The following is an 18,274-nucleotide window of genomic DNA, read 5'->3' on the forward strand; positions in this document are numbered from 1 at the left end:
CTGCGTACCGCCGGACTACTTGCCCGACGTGGTGCCCTGCTTGCCACCGGCCCCGGCACCCGTCTTGCGCTCGACGGCCGCCTTCACCAGGCCCGCGAAGAGCGGGTGCGGGCGGGTCGGGCGGGAGCGGAGCTCCGGGTGCGCCTGGGTGGCGACCAGGTAGGGGTGGATCTCGCGCGGGTACTCGACGTACTCGACGAGCTTGTTGTCCGGGGACGTGCCGGAGAAGACCAGACCGGCCTTCTTCTCCAGCTCGGCGCGGTAGGCGTTGTTGACCTCGTAGCGGTGGCGGTGGCGCTCCTCCACGTACGGCTGGCCGTCGTACGCCTCACGGACCAACGAGCCCTCGGCGAGCTTCGCCGGGTACAGGCCGAGCCGCATGGTGCCGCCCAGGTCGCCCGCGCCCTCGACGTACGCCAGCTGCTCCTCCATCGTCGAAATGACGGGGTGCGAGGTGGCGGCGTCGAACTCGGTGGAGTTGGCGTCGGGGATCTCGGCCAGGTTGCGTGCCGCCTCGATCACGATGCACTGCAGGCCGAGGCAGAGGCCGAGCAGCGGCACCTTGTTCTCACGGGCGTACTGGATGGCGCCGATCTTGCCGTTGACACCGCGGTCGCCGAAGCCGCCGGGGACGCAGATCGCGTCGACGTCGGAGAGCTGCCTGGCGGCGCCGGCCGGGGTCTTGCAGTCGTCGGAGGCGACCCACTTGACCTTGACCCGGGCCTTGTTCGCGAAGCCGCCGGCCCGGATGGCCTCGGTGACCGAGAGGTAGGCGTCGGGCAGGTCGATGTACTTGCCGACGAGCGCGACGGTGATCTCGTGGTCGGGGTTGTGGACGCGGTCCAGCAGGTCGTCCCACGTGGTCCAGTCGACGTCGCGGAACGGCAGGTCGAGCTTGCGCACGACGTAGGCGTCCAGGCCCTCGGTGTGCAGCACCTTCGGGATGTCGTAGATCGACTTGGCGTCCACGCAGGCCACCACGGCGGCCTCGTCGACGTCGCACATCAGCGAGATCTTGCGCTTGATGGCGGTCGGTACGTCACGGTCGGCGCGCAGCACGATGGCGTCGGGCTGGATGCCGATGTTGCGCAGCGCGGCGACGGAGTGCTGAGTCGGCTTGGTCTTGAGCTCGCCGGACGGGCCGATGTAGGGCAGCAGCGAGATGTGCACGACGAAGACGTTGTCCCGGCCGACCTCGTGGCGGACCTGGCGGACGGTCTCCAGGAACGGCAGCGACTCGATGTCACCGACCGTGCCGCCGACCTCGGTGATGACGACGTCGACGTCGTCGGTTGCCATGCGGCGGATGCGGTGCTTGATCTCGTTGGTGATGTGCGGGATGACCTGCACGGTGTCACCGAGGTACTCGCCGCGCCGCTCCTTGGCGATCACCTGCGAGTAGACCTGGCCGGTGGTGACGTTGGCGGACCCGTCGAGGTCGACGTCGAGGAAGCGCTCGTAGTGGCCGATGTCCAGGTCGGTCTCGGCGCCGTCGTTGGTGACGAACACCTCACCGTGCTGGAAGGGGTTCATCGTGCCCGGGTCGACGTTCAGATACGGGTCGAGCTTCTGCATGGTGACCCGAAGGCCGCGCGCCTTGAGCAGGGCACCGAGGCTGGAGGCAGTCAGACCCTTGCCGAGGGAAGAGGCGACACCCCCGGTGACGAAGATGTGCTTGGTCGTCGTGGATGTGGGCTGCATAGCCAAAGGGGGCTCCCGTGGTCGCGATCGTGAGGTGCGTACCGGCGTTGCCGTCCGGAGATTCCGGAGGTGCCGTCGCTGCGGTTCGGGGGCCTCGTCTGCTGTTGCTGACGACCACCGGTCCACGGGCTACCAGGGTATCAGCGACAAAGGGAGCCTGCTTCCGGCCACACCCCGCACGCCTACCGCACAAGATCAACGTCGGCCCCTCCCGCCCCACCCGTTCGGCTCAGACGCTTTGCCGAGACCGTCGCGCAGATCATCCGGGTGCGTCGTATCCTGCTCGGACACTCGCTCCGGGCGAGGTACCGAGTTCGCAGGTTCCCCCACAACGACCCCTTGCGACAACCTCATTACCCGCAGTAATGCCCCACGGGGCGACATGGCCGTTCGACTGGAGATGCACGTGGCCGGGCGCATCGAGGATTACGCACTCATCGGAGACATGCAGACCGCCGCCCTGGTCTGCCGGGACGGCACAGTGGACTGGCTGTGCCTTCCCCGCTTCGATTCGCACGCTATTTTCGCGGGACTGCTGGGTACCGAGGAGCACGGCTTCTGGCGCCTGGGACCGGCGCGGGAGGACGGGGCAAAGCCGCCGTCCGCGGACCGCCGCCGTTACCGCGGGGACTCCCTCATCCTGGAATCGGAATGGGACACACCGCGCGGAACGGTCAGAGTGACCGATTTCATGCCGCCTCGTGACGGTGCACCGCAGGTGATCCGGATCGTGGAGGGGATCAGCGGCCGGGTGCCGATGCGCTCCGAGCTGCGGATGCGGTTCAGCTACGGGCGGGTCACACCGTGGGTGCACAAGGTCGACGGCCGTACGGTCGCCGTCGCCGGCCCGGACTCCGTCTGGCTGGACACCCCCGCCGACACCTTCGGCGAGAACCTGACGACGTACTCCGATTTCACGGTCGCGCCCGGGGACCGGATCGCGTTCACGATCAGCTGGCAGCCTTCGCACCACGAGCCGCCCGGTCTTCCGGACCCGGAGAGTTCGCTGGACGCGACCGCGGACTTCTGGCGTGAATGGATCGAGCAGTGCACGTACCACGGGCCCTACCGCGAGGCCGTGGTCCGCTCCCTGATCACCCTCAAGGCCCTGACGTACGCGCCGACCGGCGGCATCGTCGCCGCGCCGACCACGTCGCTGCCCGAGGACATCGGCGGCTCCCGGAACTGGGACTATCGCTACACCTGGCTGCGTGACGCCGCGATCACCCTCTCGTCCCTGCTGCGCACCGGCTACCGCGAGGAGGCCCGCGCCTGGCGCGAGTGGCTGCTGAGGGCGGTCGCCGGTGACCCGGAGAACCTGCAGATCATGTACGGCATCGCGGGCGAGCGCGAGCTGGGCGAGGCCGAGCTGGACTGGCTGCCCGGTTACGAGAACTCCGGCCCGGTCCGGGTCGGCAACGGCGCCGCGGGCCAGCTCCAGCTGGACGTGTACGGCGAGGTCATCGAGGCACTGCACCTCGCCCATATGACGGGCCTGACCCGCAACGACTACGCGATGGGCCTCCAGCTCAAGCTGATCGAGTACCTGGAGAAGCACTGGGGCGAGCCGGACGAGGGCATCTGGGAGGTGCGCGGCCCGCGCCGCCACTTCGTCCACTCGAAGGTGATGGCCTGGGTCGCCGTCGACCGCACCATCAAGCTGATCGAGTCCGGGGACGCGGAAGGGCCGCTGGAGCGGCTGCGGGAACTGCGCGACGAAATCCACCGCGATGTCTGCGACCGGGGCTACGACAAGGAGCGCAATACCTTCACCCAGTCCTACGGGTCGAAGGAGCTGGACGCCTCCCTCCTCCTGATCCCCCAGATGGGCTTCCTGCCGCCGGACGACAAGCGCGTGATCGGCACGATCGAGGCGATCCAGCGCGAGCTGTCCACGGAGGACGGCTTCGTGCTGCGCTACCCCACCAAGGGCGAGGACGCGGGCGTCGACGGCCTGGAGGGCGACGAGGGCGCGTTCCTGGCCTGCTCGTTCTGGCTGGCGGACGACCTGGCGATGATCGGCCGGGTCGACGAGGCACGCCAGCTCTTCGAGCGGCTGCTGTCCCTGCGCAACGATCTGGGCCTGCTGGCGGAGGAGTGGGACCCCCGGCTGCAGCGCCAGGTGGGGAACTTCCCCCAGGCGTTCAGCCATGTGCCGCTGATCGACACGGCACTGCGCCTGACGGCGAGCGGGGCGTACGTCGGCTGACCTCAGGGAGGGGGCGGGCGGCGTATGCCGGACCCGCCCCCTGCGGCGAGCGGCATCATCGCAGCTGCCCCCCGCTCTCCGCTCCGGTCACGACGGGCAGCCCCGAAGGCAGCCCCCACTCGCTCCAGGACCCGTCGTACACGGCCAGCTCGCGGTACCCCGCCAGCTCGGCCCCCAGCGTCAGCACGCAGGCGGTGACGCCCGATCCGCAGCTGAAGAACAGCCGCTCCCGCTCCCCGGCGAGGGCGGCGAACGCGGCGCGCAGCTCCTTCGCCGGGCGCATCCGGCCGTCGCGCTGGATCTCGCCGAAGGGCAGATTGACCGCCCCCGGCATATGGCCGGCGCGCAGCCCCGGTCGTGGCTCGGTGACCGCGCCGGAGAACCGCTCCCTGGAGCGGGCGTCGAAGACCGCCGCTCCAGGATCGGCCAGGGCCGCCACCACCTCGTCGCTGCCGACGACCAGCCCCGCGCGCGGCCGGGCTGTGAAGCCGCCGCGCGCCACGGCAGGCGCGGGCCCGGCGTTCTCCAACGGCAGTCCGGCGTCGGTCCAGGCGGGCAGGCCACCGTCGAGCACCGCGGCCCGGTCGAAGCCCATCGCTCGCAGCATCCACCAGGCACGTGCGCTGGAGTAGATGCCCGCAGCGTCGTAGACGACGACGGTGTCGGTGTCGTCGACACCGAGGGCGCGCAGCTCCTCGGTGAATCTGTCGGCGTCGGGCAGCGTGTGGGGCAGTGGTCCGGAGTGGTCGGACAGTGCCCCGTCGATGTCGAAGGGGCGCGCTCCCGGAATCCGCTGCTCGGAGCCCCGGTACGCGCCCACCGAGGCATCGAGGACCACCGGCCCGCGCTCGCCCAGCCGCGCCGCGAGCCAGTCGGCCCCGACCAGCGGGCCGGGAAAGGGGCCCGCAAGGCCTTCCCGGCCCGAGCACGCCGATATGTCGTCGCCCACGTCTGCTCCAGGTCCAGGTCCAGGTCCGGGTATGAGGGCCACTCGGCCCGAACCGCGCGGCGGTCACAAGATCGCAGCGGCCCTCGGCCCGTGTCAACAGCGGTTCCATGCCCTCAGGCATGCCGAAAGTGGCTGATCGATGCCGCTGCCCCCGGTCGGCGGACTCCCCCGACAGCTCCCCGACGACGCCTCCGGCGCCCGGGGCCGGTACCTTCCTGAATCAGGGCGACTGCCCACCCGACCCGAGTGGAAACGCGAGGCCAGAGCAAGTGGAGACCCAAGGCGGAATCACCGTGCAGCGAGCCCTTGAGCTGCCGGGGCTGCGCAGCGGGCTCCCGGAGGTGGTGGCCGGCGCGGACCGGCTGAACCGTACGGTGCGCTGGGTGCACGCGGGCGAGGTCCCGAACATCGCTTCGCTGCTCAAGGGCGGTGAGCTGCTGCTCACCACCGGTCTGGGGCTCGGCACCCGCCCCGCCGAGCAGCGCGCCTTCGTCCGCAGGCTCGCCGACCGCCAGATCGCCGCCCTGGTGGTGGAGCTCGGACCGCGCTTCAGCAGGCTGCCCGCATCGATCGTGGACGCCGCCCGCGCGGCCGGTCTGCCGCTGGTGCAGCTGCACCGCGAGGTGCCGTTCGTGACGGTGACCGAGGAGATCCACACCGAGATCGTCAACGGTCACTACGCGCTGCTGCGGCAGGCCGAGGACGTGCACCGACGATGTACGGAGGCGCTGCTCGGCGGCGGCGGGGTGCCCCAGGTGCTCGGCATCCTGGCGGACTTCACGGCCAACCCGGTCTTCCTGGAGACGGCGGACGGCCAGCTGCTGTACGCGGCGGGGCCCGGGTCCGGCCCGGTGTCCGCCGATCCGCTCCAGGTGTGGGACGGGATGCGCGGCGACCGGGCGGCCCGTGAGACGCCGCCCACCGGTTCGGTGCTGGTGGATGTGCCGGGCGGCGGCCCTGGAACCGGTTCGGTACGGGCCAGGCTGGTGCTGCTGGCTGTGGCCGGCCCGCTGGTGACGGTGCACCGGATGGCGGCGGAGCGAGCGGCCGGCATCCTCGCCGTCGTGCTGATGCAGGCCCGCCAGGAGGAGGAGCTCGCCGCGCGCGGCCGGGGCGACTTCCTGACGGATCTCGCCGAGGGCCGGATCACTCCGGAGGACGCGCCGGCGCAAGCCCGCGTACTGGGCTTCAGACCGGGTGAGATGCCGCTGCTGCCGGTGGTCATGCGGCTGGCCCCCGAGCTGTCCGTGTCGGGGAACTGGGCGCTGCTGGCGCGGGCGGTGCTGGAGGAGCTCTCGTCGGTGGGCGTGCCGGTGCTGCTGGGTGTGCGGCCCGTGGAGGGCCGGGTTCCGCTGCTGCTGGGGCTGCGGTCCGAGACGGAGCGCACGGCGGTCGCGGACCGGGTCGCGGCGGCGCTGCGGGCGGGTGTGGAGCGGGCCGGTCTGGAGCGTGCAGGATCGTATCCGCCGGTCGTGGTGGTGGGCGTGGCGGGCGGCTGGGCGGCGGTCGGTGCGGGGCTGCGGCACGCCGCGGAAACGGCGACGGCCGCGCACGGTCTCAGCGACCGGCCCTGGTACGACGCCCGGCGTCTGGACATCGATCTGCTGCTGTGGCGGCTGCGGGACCATCCGGATCTGGCGGCGTTCGTGGACCGGGCGATCGGCCCGCTGCGCGATCACGACCGCACCTCTCGCCCGCCGCTGCTGCCGACGCTGGAGACGTATCTGGCCCACGCGGGCCGCAAGGCGGAGACGGCACGCGAACTGCATCTGAACCGTCAGACGCTGTACAACCGGCTGGCCCGCATCGGCGAGCTGCTCGGCACCGACCTGGACGACCCCCAGGCGGTCCTGGCGCTGAGCCTGGCCCTTCGGGCCCGCCGCCACACTTCGTAGCTCCGGACTCGTCCGACGAGCAGCCGCTCACCGTGTCCGCGCCACCGCCAACGGTTTCGTCAACTCGTCGTAGATGCTGAGGACGTGAGCGATCGTGTCGTCCTCCGTCGGCCAACTCGCGGCCTGTGCACGCCCCGCCGCCACCAGCTCCGCGCGCCGCCCCGGATCACCGAGCAGTCTGACCACCGCCCGCGCGAGCGCCTCCGCATTCCCGTACGGTACGAGCTCCGCCCCGTCCCCAACGAGTTCGGGCACCCCTCCGACCGCGGTGGCGACCAGCGGAACGCCGAGCCGCAGCGCCTCCTGGGCGAGTACCGAGCGCGCCTCCCACCGGCTGGACAGCACGGCCAGATCGGCGGCGGCGAAAAGTTCCGCGATGTCGTCACGGCTGCCGATGAGCCGGACGGGCAGCTCCTCGTTCCTGATCCGGCGCTGCAGAGCGGCCCGCTCCCGCCCCTCCCCCACGATGATCAGCAGCGGTACGGGGTCGAGTTCGCGCCATACTCGTGCGGCATCGAGCAGCATGTCGTGCCCGTGATGCGGTACGAGACTCCCGTACGACAAGATCAACGGCCGCTCCACCACACCGAGTTCGGCCCGCGCCTTGCCTTCGTGGACACCGACGGGAACGCGCGGTACGGGGGCGGAGACCGGCGAGAGCCGGGCATCGCGCGCTCCTCGGTGCCGCGCGCGGTCGACCAGGTCCGATGTCGTACCGAGCACAACTGCCGCCGCACGGGCGGCTCTTCGCTCCATCAGACGAAGCAGCCGGCTGCTGGCTCCCTCGGCGTGGGCGCGAGCGTGCCAGGTGACGACCAGCGGAATACGGCGGCCGCCGAGCGCAAGAGCGGCGCGTACGGCGGCGTGCAGACCGTGCGCGTGGACCACGTCCGCCGTCAGGCAGGCGGTACGCAGCGCGACGACGGCGGCGGGATCACTGCGCCGCGGTACGGGGGCGAACCGGGCACCCGTACCGGAGAAGTCGTAGGCGTGGTCCAGTTCGGCCGGGGCACAGACGGTGACGTGCACGCCTCTCGCCACCAGCCCTGCGGCCAGCGAGCTGACGTGGGCGCTGCTGCCCGCGCTGCCGCCGCCCAGGACTTGGACCGTACGCAGCTGTGACACGTTGAATGGCTCCTGGGGCTCCCGAGTGGGCGGTGATGGCACCGCCAAGGATGCCAGTCCGTACGCACGTTCCGGCACAGTCGAGCCGCTGTCCCGCTGCATACAACAGCAACCGGCCGTGACGCACCACTCGCACGGGTGAGAAGGTGGCGCGATGTCGCCGCCTCCATGAACCCTGTCAGCGGTCCGACAGCATGTGGGCGAGTCGGCTGATCCGGTCCCCGTACACCGTCGCCGCGACAAGCCCCGCCGCATGGGCGACGAGCCCGGCCCGGCCGCGGTCCGCGACGATGGCGACACCGAGTGCGGCGCCCAGGGCGTGGGCCCCGGTGTCCCCGATCATGGTGCGCTCACCCAGGTCGTCGGCGACGAGGGCTGCCGCGGCCCCCATGGGCGCGGCGGCGAGGGCGCCCGGCAGGCCCGGGGCCCCGAGGGCGAGCACGGTGGCGGCGGCCACGGCGGGCCGTACATCCGCCAGATTGACGAGGTGCGCGCTTCCGGCGATCACGACGCCGGCGAGGACCCGGTCGATGGGCCGCTCCTTGAGCATCGCACCGGCCGCGAGCCCGGCGGCCCCGATCCCGAAGAGCTTCACCGCGCCACTGGTCACCTTGCCGTCCCGCAGCGCACCCAAGTGGGCACGGAACCCGCGGCGTGGATCGTCCGCACCGACGAGGTCGTCGTAGGCACCGCAGCCGCCGGCCGCGAGAACCGCGAGCACGGCGGCGTACCGGGTACGCGCAGGCAGTGGGAGAACGGCGGTTCCGGCTGCGGCGCCGAGGGCGACGGCCGGGCCCGCGTACAGATCGACGGTACGGCCCGCGTAGTTGGTTCGCTGCCAGCGCCTGCGCGGCCGGGCCCGCAGCACCCGGTACGCACCCCCCGCGACGGCGGCTGCGACGGCACCGGACACTGCGGCTCTGCTGAACGTTGCTCCCATGCGGGCCAGGCTACGCAGCGGCCCGCCGGACCGGCCGGCGGGCCGCCGCGTCCGCACATCGCCGGGCGGACCCGAATGACAGGCCCGCCCGGAGACTGAGCACGAACACGCGCCCGGCGGCCGCGAAGCCCCCGCTACCCGCCCGCCCGCGCCGCAGCCAGCAGCTCCTCCGCATGGGCCCGGGCCGTCTGCGAGTCCTCCTGTCCCGCGAGCATCCGGGACAGCTCCCGTACCCGGTCCTCACCCTCCAGGACCGTGACCCCGCTGCTGGTCACCGACCCGTCCACCGTCTTCTCGACCAGCAACTGCCGGTCCGCGAAGGCCGCCACCTGCGGCAGGTGCGTGACGACGACGACCTGCGCGGACCTGGCGAGCTTCGCCAGCCGCCGCCCCACCTCGACGGCCGCCTTGCCACCGACGCCCGCGTCGACCTCGTCGAAGAGGTACGTGGGTACGGGATCCGAGCCGGCGAACACCACCTCGACGGCGAGCATCACCCGGGACAGCTCACCGCCCGACGCGCCCTTGGCGATCGGCCGTGGCTGGGCGCCGGGGTGCGGGGCCAGCAGAAGCTCGACCTCGTCGGCGCCGGACGGCCCGCAGGCCACACTCCGCCCGCCGATCTCGATGCCGGATGCCTCGTCCGCCGCCTCGGTCTGCCGGATGTCGAAGGAGACCCGGGCGTGCGGCATGGCGAGGGATGCCAGCTCCGCGGTCACCGCCTCGGCGAAGCGCTCCGCCGCCCCCGTACGCGCATCGGTCAACGCCTGCCCGAGGACGGAGAGTTCGGCGCGCAGCGCATCGCGCTCCGCCGTCAGCTCGCCGATGCGGTCGTCGTCGCCCTCCAGCTCGGTGAGCCGGGCGGCACCTTCCTCGGCCCAGGCGAGTACGGCGGTGATGTCCTCGCCGTACTTACGGGTGAGTCCGGTGAGCGCGGCTCGCCGCTCCTCCACCGCGGCGAGCCGCAGCGGATCGGCGTCCAGCTGGTCGGCGTACCCGGCCAGTTCGCCCGCCACATCGGCGAGCAGGATCGAGATCTCGCCGATCCGGTCGGCGAGCGCGGCCAGCGCCGGATCGTGGGCCCGTACGGCGTCCAGGGACCGTCCGGCTGCCGCGACCACAGTCGTCGCGTCGACGCCCTGCGGGTCCTCCGGGTTGCCCGCGAGCGCGGTGTGTGCGAGGGCCGCCGCGGAAGCGAGCGCTTCGGCATGGCCGAGCCGCTCGGCCTCGGCGGCCAGGTCGCCGTCCTCACCCGCGAGTGGTTCGACCGCAGCGATCTCGCCCAGCCCGAAGCGCAGCAGATCCGCTTCCTGGGCGCGTTCGCGGGCGCGCGTCGTCAGCTCGTCGAGCTCCGTGACGACGGCCCGCAGCCGCCGGTAGGCCGCCGCGTACTTGGCGTGCGGCACGGCGACACCGTCGCCCGCGTACCGGTCGAGGGCCTGCCGCTGCCGCGCGGGCTTGAGCAGCCCCTGCTGGTCGGTCTGGCCGTGCACGGCGACGAGTTCGTCGGCGAGTTCGGCGAGCACCCCCACCGGCACGGACCTGCCGCCGAGATGCGCCCGGGAGCGCCCCTCCGCGGAGACGGTACGGCTGATCAACAGCGCGCCGTCGTCGAATTCGGCCCCGGCCTCCTCGGCCCGCAGGGCCACGGCGTCGCCGTCGGACACCGTGATCCGCCCCTCGACGATCGCGGCCTTGGCCCCGATCCGCACCAGGGCAGGGTCGGCACGCCCGCCGAGCAACAGCCCGAGGCTGGTGACGACCATGGTCTTGCCCGCGCCGGTCTCACCCGTCACCGCGGTGAAACCGGGTGACAGCTCGACCACCGCGTCGTCGATGACTCCGAGCGACCGTATCCGCATCTCCTCCAACACGGACATGACCTTACGAGGTCCGGGCCCCGATGTGCGACGGGCCCCGCCCCCCGGGGGTCACTCTCCCGTGTGCTCCTGGAGCATCCACACCGCCTCCGGGGCAATGTACGCCGGTCAGTGCGGCGCGCCCCGCCACCCCGAGACGGGCAGTGCGAACTTCGCCACCAGCCGGTCCGTGAATGAGGCGTGGTGCAGCCGCGCGAGCCGTACGGGCACCGCACCGCGCCGCACCTCGACCCGCGCCCCCGCGGGCAGCTCCACGGTCCTGCGCCCGTCGCACCACAGCACTCCGTGCGGGGTGTGCTGCTGGACCTCGACGGCGAGCACCGAGGTCGGCGAGGTCACCAGTGGCTTGGCGAACAGTGCGTGGGCGCTGATCGGCACCATCAGCAGCGCCTCGACCTCGGGCCAGACGACGGGTCCGCCCGCCGAGAAGGCGTATGCGGTCGATCCGGTCGGGGTAGCGCAGACGATCCCGTCGCAGCCGAACCCGGTCACCGGCCGGCCGTCGATCTCCAGGACCACCTCCAGCATCCGCTCGGGCGACACCTTCTGCACCGCCGCTTCGTTGAGCGCCCAGTCGGTGTGGACGATGTCGCCGTTGCTGTGCACGACGACGTCGAGCGTCATCCGTTCCTCGACCTGGTACGCCCGGGTGACGACCCGGTCGACGACCTTGTCCAGGTCGTCCCGCTCGGCCTCGGCGAGGAAGCCGACCCGGCCGAGGTTGACGCCGAGCATCGGCACCCCGGAGGCGCGGGAGAGTTCGGCGCCGCGCAGCAGCGTCCCGTCCCCGCCGAGCACGATCAGCAGCTCACAGCCGTCCACGGCCTTGGGCGTGGTATCCGTGACCGTCTCGACGGACGGCGGCAGCGGGAGATCGGCCGCCTCGGTGGCCAGCACCCGTACGCCGAGGCCGCTGCGCAGCAGTCCCTGTACGACCAGCTCGGCGCTGCGGATCGCGGCCGGGCGGCCGGTGTGTGCCATAAGAAAGACAGTTCGTGCCGCATTCGTCGTCAACGAGGCCCCTCCGCCACTGCACGGTCGACATCTGCGGGATCCAGCTCAGGTGCTCCGGCCCGCAGCCACAGAAAGTACTCGACATTTCCCGAGGGCCCCGGCAGTGGACTCGCCGTCACCCCCTGCACTCCGAGACCCAGCGCCCAGGCCCGGCGCGCCACCTCCCGTACCGCTTCGGCCCGCAGCTCGGGGCTGCGCACCACGCCACCGCTGCCGAGCCGCTCCTTGCCGACCTCGAACTGCGGCTTGACCATGAGGACCAGGTCCGCGTCCGGGGCGGCGCAGCGCGCCAGAGCGGGCAGGACCAGCCCCAGCGGGATGAACGACAGATCGCCGACGACCAGGTCCACCGGCTTCCCGTCGATGGCTTCCAGCGTCAATTCCCGCACGTTGGTGCGGTCCTTGACGGTGACGCGCTCATCGGACTGGAGCGACCAGGCGAGCTGCCCGTAGCCGACGTCGACGGCGACGACATGACCGGCGCCGGCCCGCAGCAGTACGTCGGTGAAGCCACCGGTCGACGCCCCGGCGTCCAGCGCCCGCCGCCCCTCGACCTTCAGCCCGAGGGGTACGAAGGCGGCGAGGGCGCCGGCGAGCTTGTGCCCGCCGCGCGAGACGTACTCGGGGTCGCTGTCGTCCTTGATCACGACGACGGCGGCACTGGTCTCGACCTGGGTGGCGGGTTTGGTCGCGGTGTTTCCGCCGACGGTCACCCGCCCTGCGGCGATCAGCTGGCTCGCATGCTCGCGCGAGCGGGCGAGCTTACGGCGTACCAGCTCGGCGTCGAGACGGCGACGTGCCACTCCTGCCACGTTCGGTTCAGCTCCTGTTGTTGTACGAGGGCATCGGTGCGGGTACCGGTGCGGGTGCGGGCCTGGCGTCCAGCGCGGTCAGCGCGTCGCGCAGCCCACCGTGTACATCCTCGTACACCTCGATGTGTCCGTCCGCCGGGAGGTGGTCCGCATCGGCGAGACGCTCCAGCCGTGCGTCGACCTCGGCGTTGCCGGTAGGGGTGCGTACGACGCCGAGGGGCGCGGGTGCGGCGGGGTCGGCAGGGGCCGCGGCGGCAGGGGCCGCGCCCTCGTCGGACGGGCCCTCCGCCACGGCCGCGGGTGTCACCCCGGGCGCTGTTCCGGCTGTTGTCCCGGCCCCCGGCATCGAGTCGCTCATGCGGGAAACGCTACCGCGAAGGGCTGCGGTACCGTCGGTCACAATGACGACCATGGCGGAGTGCCGCAGCGCACTCGACAAACTTTCCGACAACCTCGCGGGGGCCGACGGCGACGTGCGCAGCGCGGCTGCCCTCGACCGCTCGCTGAGCTGTCACATCAAGGACCTCGACGTCACCTTCACCGGCCGGCTGACCAATGGCCGGATCCAGGTCCTGGACACGCTCGACGGCCCGCCCAGGGAGAAGGCCGAGATCCGGCTCGCGATGACCGGTGACGACCTGGTGGCCATGGTGAACGGCGAACTGAACTTCGCCAGGGCATGGGGCGGAGGCCGGGTCCGCCTGGAGGCCGGCCTCCGCGACCTGCTGAGACTCAGGTCGCTGCTGTAGCCGCGGGGCGGATCCGCTTTCCCGGCCCGTCCCGCCACTGAGGGCAGGCCCCGCTCGGTCAGCCCCCTGCCGACACCCCGGCGGACGCCTTGCCCTGCACGCCCACCGCGCCGCTCCGCGGCTTGCGCGCGGCCGGAACCACCAACGGCGTCCCGGTCTCCGGGTCGTCGATGACCTGGCAGCGCAGCCCGAAGACCCGTTCCACCAGCTCCGCGGTGACGACCTCGCCCGGCGTCCCTTCAGCGATGACCTCGCCCTCCCGCATCGCGATGAGGTGCGTGGCGTACCGCGCGGCATGATTCAGATCGTGCAGGACGGCCACCAGGGTGCGCCCCTGCGTCTCGTGCAGCTCCGCACAGAGATCGAGGACATCGATCTGGTGCTGGATGTCGAGGTACGTCGTCGGCTCGTCGAGCAGCAGCAGCGGCGTCTGCTGGGCGAGCGCCATGGCGATCCAGACACGCTGCCGCTGCCCGCCGGACAATTCATCGACATAGCGATCGGCAAGCGCGTCGACTCCGGTAGCCGCCATCGATTCCTCGACAATGCGTTCGTCGTCCGGCGACCACTGGCGCAGCAGACCCTGGTGCGGATACCGCCCGCGCCCGACGAGGTCGGCGACGGTGATGCCGTCCGGCGCGATGGAGGACTGCGGCAGCAGCCCCAATGTCCTGGCGACCTTCCTGGCCGGCATTCCGTGGATCGTCTGACCGTCCAGGAGCACCCGCCCGCTGTTCGGCTTCAGCATCCGCGAGAGCGCTCGCAACAGGGTCGACTTGCCACAGGCGTTGGGGCCGACGATCACCGTGAACGAGTTGTCGGGGATCTCGACCGAGAGATTCTCCGCGATGACCCGCTGCTCGTAGCCGAGGGTCACCGAGTCCGCGGTGAGGCGCTGCATGGTCGTACTCCCGTGGTCGGAGGTGAACGGGTGCGAGGAGTCGCCCCTCGCCACGAGCGGAGGCCGCGGCCGAGGCCCGGTCGCCCGGCGGGTCGGCCATCCGGACGGCGACACACCGAGCAGAACAAAGTTAGGTTAGCCTACCCTCCTTTTGGCGCGAATCGCCGGGGGGCTCCCTTCACAGCCCCAGCCTGGCGACCGCCTTCCCCGCGTCCAGCCCGCACGAGCCGTCTCCGGCGTACGACCACGCCGCCCCGCAGAGCGCCCGCAGCCCGTCGAGCACGTCCCCGTCCCCTTCGAGTACCAGGTCGCCACCGCGCACCGACGCCGTCCAGCCACCGCAGCCGAACCCGTCACCCGCCCGCACCACCTCGGGCTGCCCGGTCAGCAGCCCCCGCAGATCCGCGTCCACGTACGTCGGCCGGTGCTTCGGCTCGGCGGCCACCAACTGCGCCGCGTCCGTCACCCCGGTGAGCACCAGCAGCGAGTCCACACCGCCGTTGAACGCGCCCTCGATGTCCGTGTCCAGCCGGTCCCCGACCACCAGCGGGCGCTCGGCCCCGGTCCGCAGCACCGTCTCCCGGTGCATCGGAGGCAACGGCTTCCCGGCGACCTGCGGCTCGGCCCCGGTCGCGATCCGTACAACCTCCACCGCCGCACCGTTCCCCGGCGCGATCCCCCGGGCACTGGGAATCGTCAGATCCGTGTTGGACGCGAACCACGGCACCCCCCGCGCAATCGCGTACGCGGCCTCGGCGAACCGACCCCACGTCATGTCGGGACCGCCGTACCCCTGCGCCACCGCGACCGGCTCGTCGTCAGCCGATTCCACCGGCACCAGACCGCGCTCCCGCAGCGCGACGCGCAGCCCCTCGCCCCCCACCACCAGCACCCGCGCCCCGGTCGGCAGCTGATCGGCCATCAGCCTGGCCACCGCCTGCGCCGAGGTGATCACATCGGCGGGCTCGGCGGGAACCCCGAGTTCGGTCAGATGCTCGGCCACCGCGGCCGGGGGCCGCAGGGCATTGTTCGTCACATACGCCAGGTGCATCCCGCCGTCCCGTGCCGCTCCCAGCGACTCGACGGCGTGGACGATCGCATGACCGCCCGCGTACACCACGCCGTCGAGATCGAGCAGCGCCGTGTCGTACGCCTCGTTCAACGCGGTGCCGCTGCCGCTCGGCCTGGTCCTGCTCGCCTGACTCATTCTTTGCGCTCCTCATTCCATGCTTCTGTCCCGATCATCGCGCATCCCGGCCGCACACATACCATGCAGAAATGAACACATCAGGTCCGGCCGGGCAGGGACTGCGTCTGCTTCCGTTCCGTGGACTGCGATACGTCCCCGAGCGGGTCGGCAGTCTTGCCGCGGTGACCTCGCCGCCGTACGACGTCGTCGTGCGCCCCGACGGGTTGCACCACCTGGAGTCGGCGGATCCGCACAACATCGTCCGGCTGATCCTGCCGCAGGCCGACACGGCCGCTGCCCGCCACACGCAGGCCGCCGAGACCCTGAACCGCTGGCTGGCCGAGGGCATACTCGCTCCCGATCCCGAGCCCGCGCTGTACGTCTACGAACAGAGCAGCGCCGAAATCCTGCAACGCGGCATCGTCGGCGCGCTGGCGCTCTCCTCCCCCGCCGACGGCATCGTGCTGCCGCACGAGGACGTGATGGCCCATGTCGTCGAGGACCGGGCCAACCTGATGCGCACCACCGCGGCCCATCTCGAACCGCTGCTCCTCACCTACCGCAGCGAAGGCCACCCGACCGGCGCGTCCGCCGTCATCGAACAGACCATCCACCGACCGCCGCTCCTCTCCACCACCACCGAGGACGGCTACAGCCACCGGCTCTGGGCGGTCACCCACCCGGCCGACCGGGCCGAGATCGAGACCGATCTCGCCCAGCACCAGGCCCTGATCGCCGACGGCCACCACCGCTGGGCCACCTACCTCCGCCTCCAGCAGGAGCACACAGCTCCCGGCCCCTGGGACTTCGGTCTGGTCCTCCTCGTCGACACCGCCCGCTACCCGCTCCGGGTCCGCGCCATCCACCGGCTGCTGCACCGCTTCCCGGTCACCGACGCACTCGCCGCGCTGAACGGCCTCTTCCGCATCCGCGACATCGAGAGCCCGCTCCCTGAGGCCCTGGACGCACTCGCCGAGGCAGCCACCGAAGGCAACGCATTCCTGCTCGCGGGCAACGGCGGCTTCCACCTCATCGACCGTCCCGACGCCGGCCTGCTGTCCCGTACGATTCCGGCCGACCGTCCGACCGCCTGGCAGACCCTCGACGCGACGGTCCTGCACGCGGCTCTGCTCGACCACGTCTGGCAGATCCCCGACGCCCCGGAGCACATCGCGTACATACACGACACCGCGGCCGTCGTCGAACAGGCCGAACGTCACAATGCCACGGCGGTCCTGATGCACCCGGTACGTGAGGAAGTCGTCCGGGATCTCGCCCGACAGGGCGTCACCATGCCCCGCAAGTCGACTTCCTTCGGCCCCAAGCCGGCCACCGGCCTGGTCCTGCGAAGCCTCACCCTCGACTGACCCCCACAGCAACAAAAAAGGGCGGCACCCCTTACGGAGTGCCGCCCTTTCTCATGCCTTACGACTCGGACGTACCGTCCTCGTCCTTGTCCTTGCCGTCGCTCTTGTCGTCATCCGCAGCGTCGGCCGGCGTCTGAGCGGCGTCGTCCTCGTCCTCGTCCTCACCGAGGGCGTCGACGAACTCGACACCGTCCAGCTCGGCAAGCCGGTCCGAGGCATCGGTGGCGCCGTCCTTGTCGGCCTCCAGCGCCTTCCCGAACCACTCACGCGCCTCGTCCTCGCGCCCCGCCGCCAGTAGCGCGTCCGCGTACGCATAGCGCAGCCGCGGAGTCCACGGGTGCACGGCGTTCGAGGCGAGCTCGGAGCTCTGCAGCGTGACGATGGCGGCATCGATCTGCCCCATGTCCCTACGGGCCCCGGCAGCCACCAGACGCATCTCGACCTGACCGGCCTTGTCCAGCTTCTGCACCTCGGGTTCGCCGGCCATGGCCATCGCCCGCTCGGGCCGCCCGAGTCCGCGCTCGCAGTCGGCCATGACAGGCCACAGCTCCACGGAACCGGTCATCCGCTTGGCCGCCCGGAACTCCGCCAGCGCCTCCGAGTACTTCTGCGTCGCGTACGCGGCGAACCCGGCCGCCTCACGCACGGCAGCAACCCGCGAGGCCAGCCGCAGCGCGATCCGCGAGTACGCATACGCCTGCTCAGGGTCCTCGTCGATCAGCCGGGCCACCATCACGAGGTTCCTGGCTACATCCTCGGCCAGGGTCTTCGGCAGGCTCATCAGCTCCTGCCGCACATCCTTGTCGATCTCGTCACCGGTGACGTCGTCAGGAATCGGAAGCCGCTTGATGGGCTCACGGTCCCGGTCGTCACGCCGCTCGAACCCACCGCGGTCGTCGCGTCCGCGGTGACCACCCCGGCCACCGCGGTCGTCCCGCTGCCCGCGGTAACCCCCGCCTCGGCTGTCGTCCCGACGGAAACCGCCGCCTGAGCCACCACCGCGGCTGTCGTCGCGCCGGTAGCCGCCACCGCGGCTGTCGTCGTCACGGCGGGGACCACGCGGCCGGTCGTCACGCCGCTCGAACCCACCCGCAGGACGCCCACCACGGTCGTCATCACGCCGCGGCGCACGATCCCGGTCGCGGTCGTCACGACGGAACCCACCACCGGAACCACCCCGGCTGTCATCACGACGGAACCCACCCGGACGGTCATCCCGCCGGTCGTCCCGACGGAAACCGCCGCCGGAACCACCACCGCGGCTGTCGTCGCGCCGGTAGCCGCCACCGCGGCTGTCGTCGTCACGGCGGGGACCACGCGGCCGGTCGTCACGCCGCTCGAACCCACCCGCAGGACGCCCACCACGGTCGTCATCACGCCGCGGACCACGGTAGCCACCGCGGTCATCGTCCCGACGCGGACCACGGTCACGATCCCGGTCACGGTCGCGGTCGTCACGACGGAACCCACCACCGGAACCACCCCGGCTGTCATCACGACGGAACCCACCCGGACGGTCATCCCGCCGGTCGTCCCGACGGAA

Annotated in this window: 15 protein-coding genes and 1 pseudogene; 4 read left to right on the plus strand and 12 right to left on the minus strand. The window is 71.7% G+C overall.

What is annotated here, in order from left to right; translation table 11 throughout:
* Positions 1–15 precede the first annotated feature (15 nt).
* Complete coding sequence (locus tag ACIPEK_RS12055) at positions 16–1,701, minus strand: CTP synthase (RefSeq protein WP_401994012.1); 1,686 nt, start codon at positions 1,699–1,701, stop codon at positions 16–18.
* Positions 1,702–2,107: 406 nt separating this feature from the next.
* Between ACIPEK_RS12055 and ACIPEK_RS12060 the strand changes: the two genes are divergently transcribed.
* Positions 2,108–3,910 (plus strand): glycoside hydrolase family 15 protein, encoded by a 1,803-nt coding sequence (locus ACIPEK_RS12060; RefSeq protein ID WP_401994073.1) that lies wholly within the window; start codon positions 2,108–2,110, stop codon positions 3,908–3,910.
* A gap of 55 nt (positions 3,911–3,965) precedes the next feature.
* On the opposite strand, the gene ACIPEK_RS12065 is transcribed toward ACIPEK_RS12060, so the two are convergent.
* On the minus strand, positions 3,966–4,859 hold the full coding sequence (locus tag ACIPEK_RS12065) for a sulfurtransferase (protein WP_401994015.1): 894 nt from the start codon (positions 4,857–4,859) through the stop codon (positions 3,966–3,968).
* A gap of 269 nt (positions 4,860–5,128) precedes the next feature.
* Here ACIPEK_RS12065 and ACIPEK_RS12070 point away from each other — a divergent pair, with 269 nt between their 5' ends.
* Positions 5,129–6,754, plus strand: coding sequence for a PucR family transcriptional regulator (locus ACIPEK_RS12070; protein ID WP_401994018.1), 1,626 nt, complete (start codon positions 5,129–5,131; stop codon positions 6,752–6,754).
* Positions 6,755–6,781: 27 nt separating this feature from the next.
* On the opposite strand, the gene ACIPEK_RS12075 is transcribed toward ACIPEK_RS12070, so the two are convergent.
* The 6 genes from ACIPEK_RS12075 to ACIPEK_RS12100 form a co-directional block, all read right to left on the minus strand.
* Complete coding sequence (locus ACIPEK_RS12075; protein WP_401994021.1) at positions 6,782–7,879, minus strand: glycosyltransferase family 4 protein; 1,098 nt, start codon at positions 7,877–7,879, stop codon at positions 6,782–6,784.
* Positions 7,880–8,057: 178 nt separating this feature from the next.
* Positions 8,058–8,819, minus strand: coding sequence for a hypothetical protein (locus ACIPEK_RS12080; protein ID WP_401994024.1), 762 nt, complete (start codon positions 8,817–8,819; stop codon positions 8,058–8,060).
* Positions 8,820–8,953: 134 nt separating this feature from the next.
* Entirely contained in the window at positions 8,954–10,699 is a 1,746-nt protein-coding gene (gene recN, locus ACIPEK_RS12085) for a DNA repair protein RecN (RefSeq protein WP_401994027.1), read from the minus strand.
* A 108-nt stretch (positions 10,700–10,807) separates the two neighbouring features.
* Positions 10,808–11,713, minus strand: coding sequence for an NAD kinase (locus ACIPEK_RS12090; protein WP_093893761.1), 906 nt, complete (start codon positions 11,711–11,713; stop codon positions 10,808–10,810).
* Complete coding sequence (locus ACIPEK_RS12095) at positions 11,710–12,525, minus strand: TlyA family RNA methyltransferase (RefSeq protein WP_114243789.1); 816 nt, start codon at positions 12,523–12,525, stop codon at positions 11,710–11,712. The genes ACIPEK_RS12090 and ACIPEK_RS12095 overlap by 4 nt, the downstream gene beginning before the upstream one ends.
* 7 nt (positions 12,526–12,532) lie before the next feature.
* Positions 12,533–12,883: a hypothetical protein gene (locus tag ACIPEK_RS12100; RefSeq protein WP_401994031.1), complete on the minus strand. Its 351-nt coding sequence runs from the start codon at positions 12,881–12,883 to the stop codon at positions 12,533–12,535.
* 43 nt (positions 12,884–12,926) lie between these two features.
* Here ACIPEK_RS12100 and ACIPEK_RS12105 point away from each other — a divergent pair, with 43 nt between their 5' ends.
* A complete protein-coding gene (locus ACIPEK_RS12105) occupies positions 12,927–13,274 on the plus strand; it encodes an SCP2 sterol-binding domain-containing protein (protein WP_401994034.1) in 348 nt (115 codons plus the stop codon).
* Between the two features lie 58 nt (positions 13,275–13,332).
* Here the strand turns inward: ACIPEK_RS12105 and ACIPEK_RS12110 are convergent, their stop codons facing one another.
* A complete protein-coding gene (locus tag ACIPEK_RS12110) occupies positions 13,333–14,175 on the minus strand; it encodes an ABC transporter ATP-binding protein (RefSeq protein ID WP_401994037.1) in 843 nt (280 codons plus the stop codon).
* 178 nt (positions 14,176–14,353) lie between these two features.
* On the minus strand, positions 14,354–15,382 hold the full coding sequence (locus tag ACIPEK_RS12115) for an HAD hydrolase-like protein (RefSeq protein WP_383072374.1): 1,029 nt from the start codon (positions 15,380–15,382) through the stop codon (positions 14,354–14,356).
* Between the two features lie 71 nt (positions 15,383–15,453).
* Here ACIPEK_RS12115 and ACIPEK_RS12120 point away from each other — a divergent pair, with 71 nt between their 5' ends.
* Positions 15,454–16,731: a DUF1015 family protein gene (locus ACIPEK_RS12120; RefSeq protein ID WP_401994040.1), complete on the plus strand. Its 1,278-nt coding sequence runs from the start codon at positions 15,454–15,456 to the stop codon at positions 16,729–16,731.
* Between the two features lie 58 nt (positions 16,732–16,789).
* Here the strand turns inward: ACIPEK_RS12120 and ACIPEK_RS12125 are convergent, their stop codons facing one another.
* A complete protein-coding gene (locus ACIPEK_RS12125) occupies positions 16,790–17,512 on the minus strand; it encodes a tetratricopeptide repeat protein (RefSeq protein ID WP_401994043.1) in 723 nt (240 codons plus the stop codon).
* A pseudogene (locus ACIPEK_RS12130) lies at positions 17,512–18,274 on the minus strand (hypothetical protein); the annotation flags it as partial. The gene ACIPEK_RS12125 and the pseudogene ACIPEK_RS12130, both read right to left, overlap by 1 nt.

The sequence above is a fragment of the Streptomyces sp. NPDC088246 genome (assembly GCF_044741025.1).
In the GTDB taxonomy this organism is placed as follows: Bacteria; Actinomycetota; Actinomycetes; order Streptomycetales; family Streptomycetaceae; genus Streptomyces.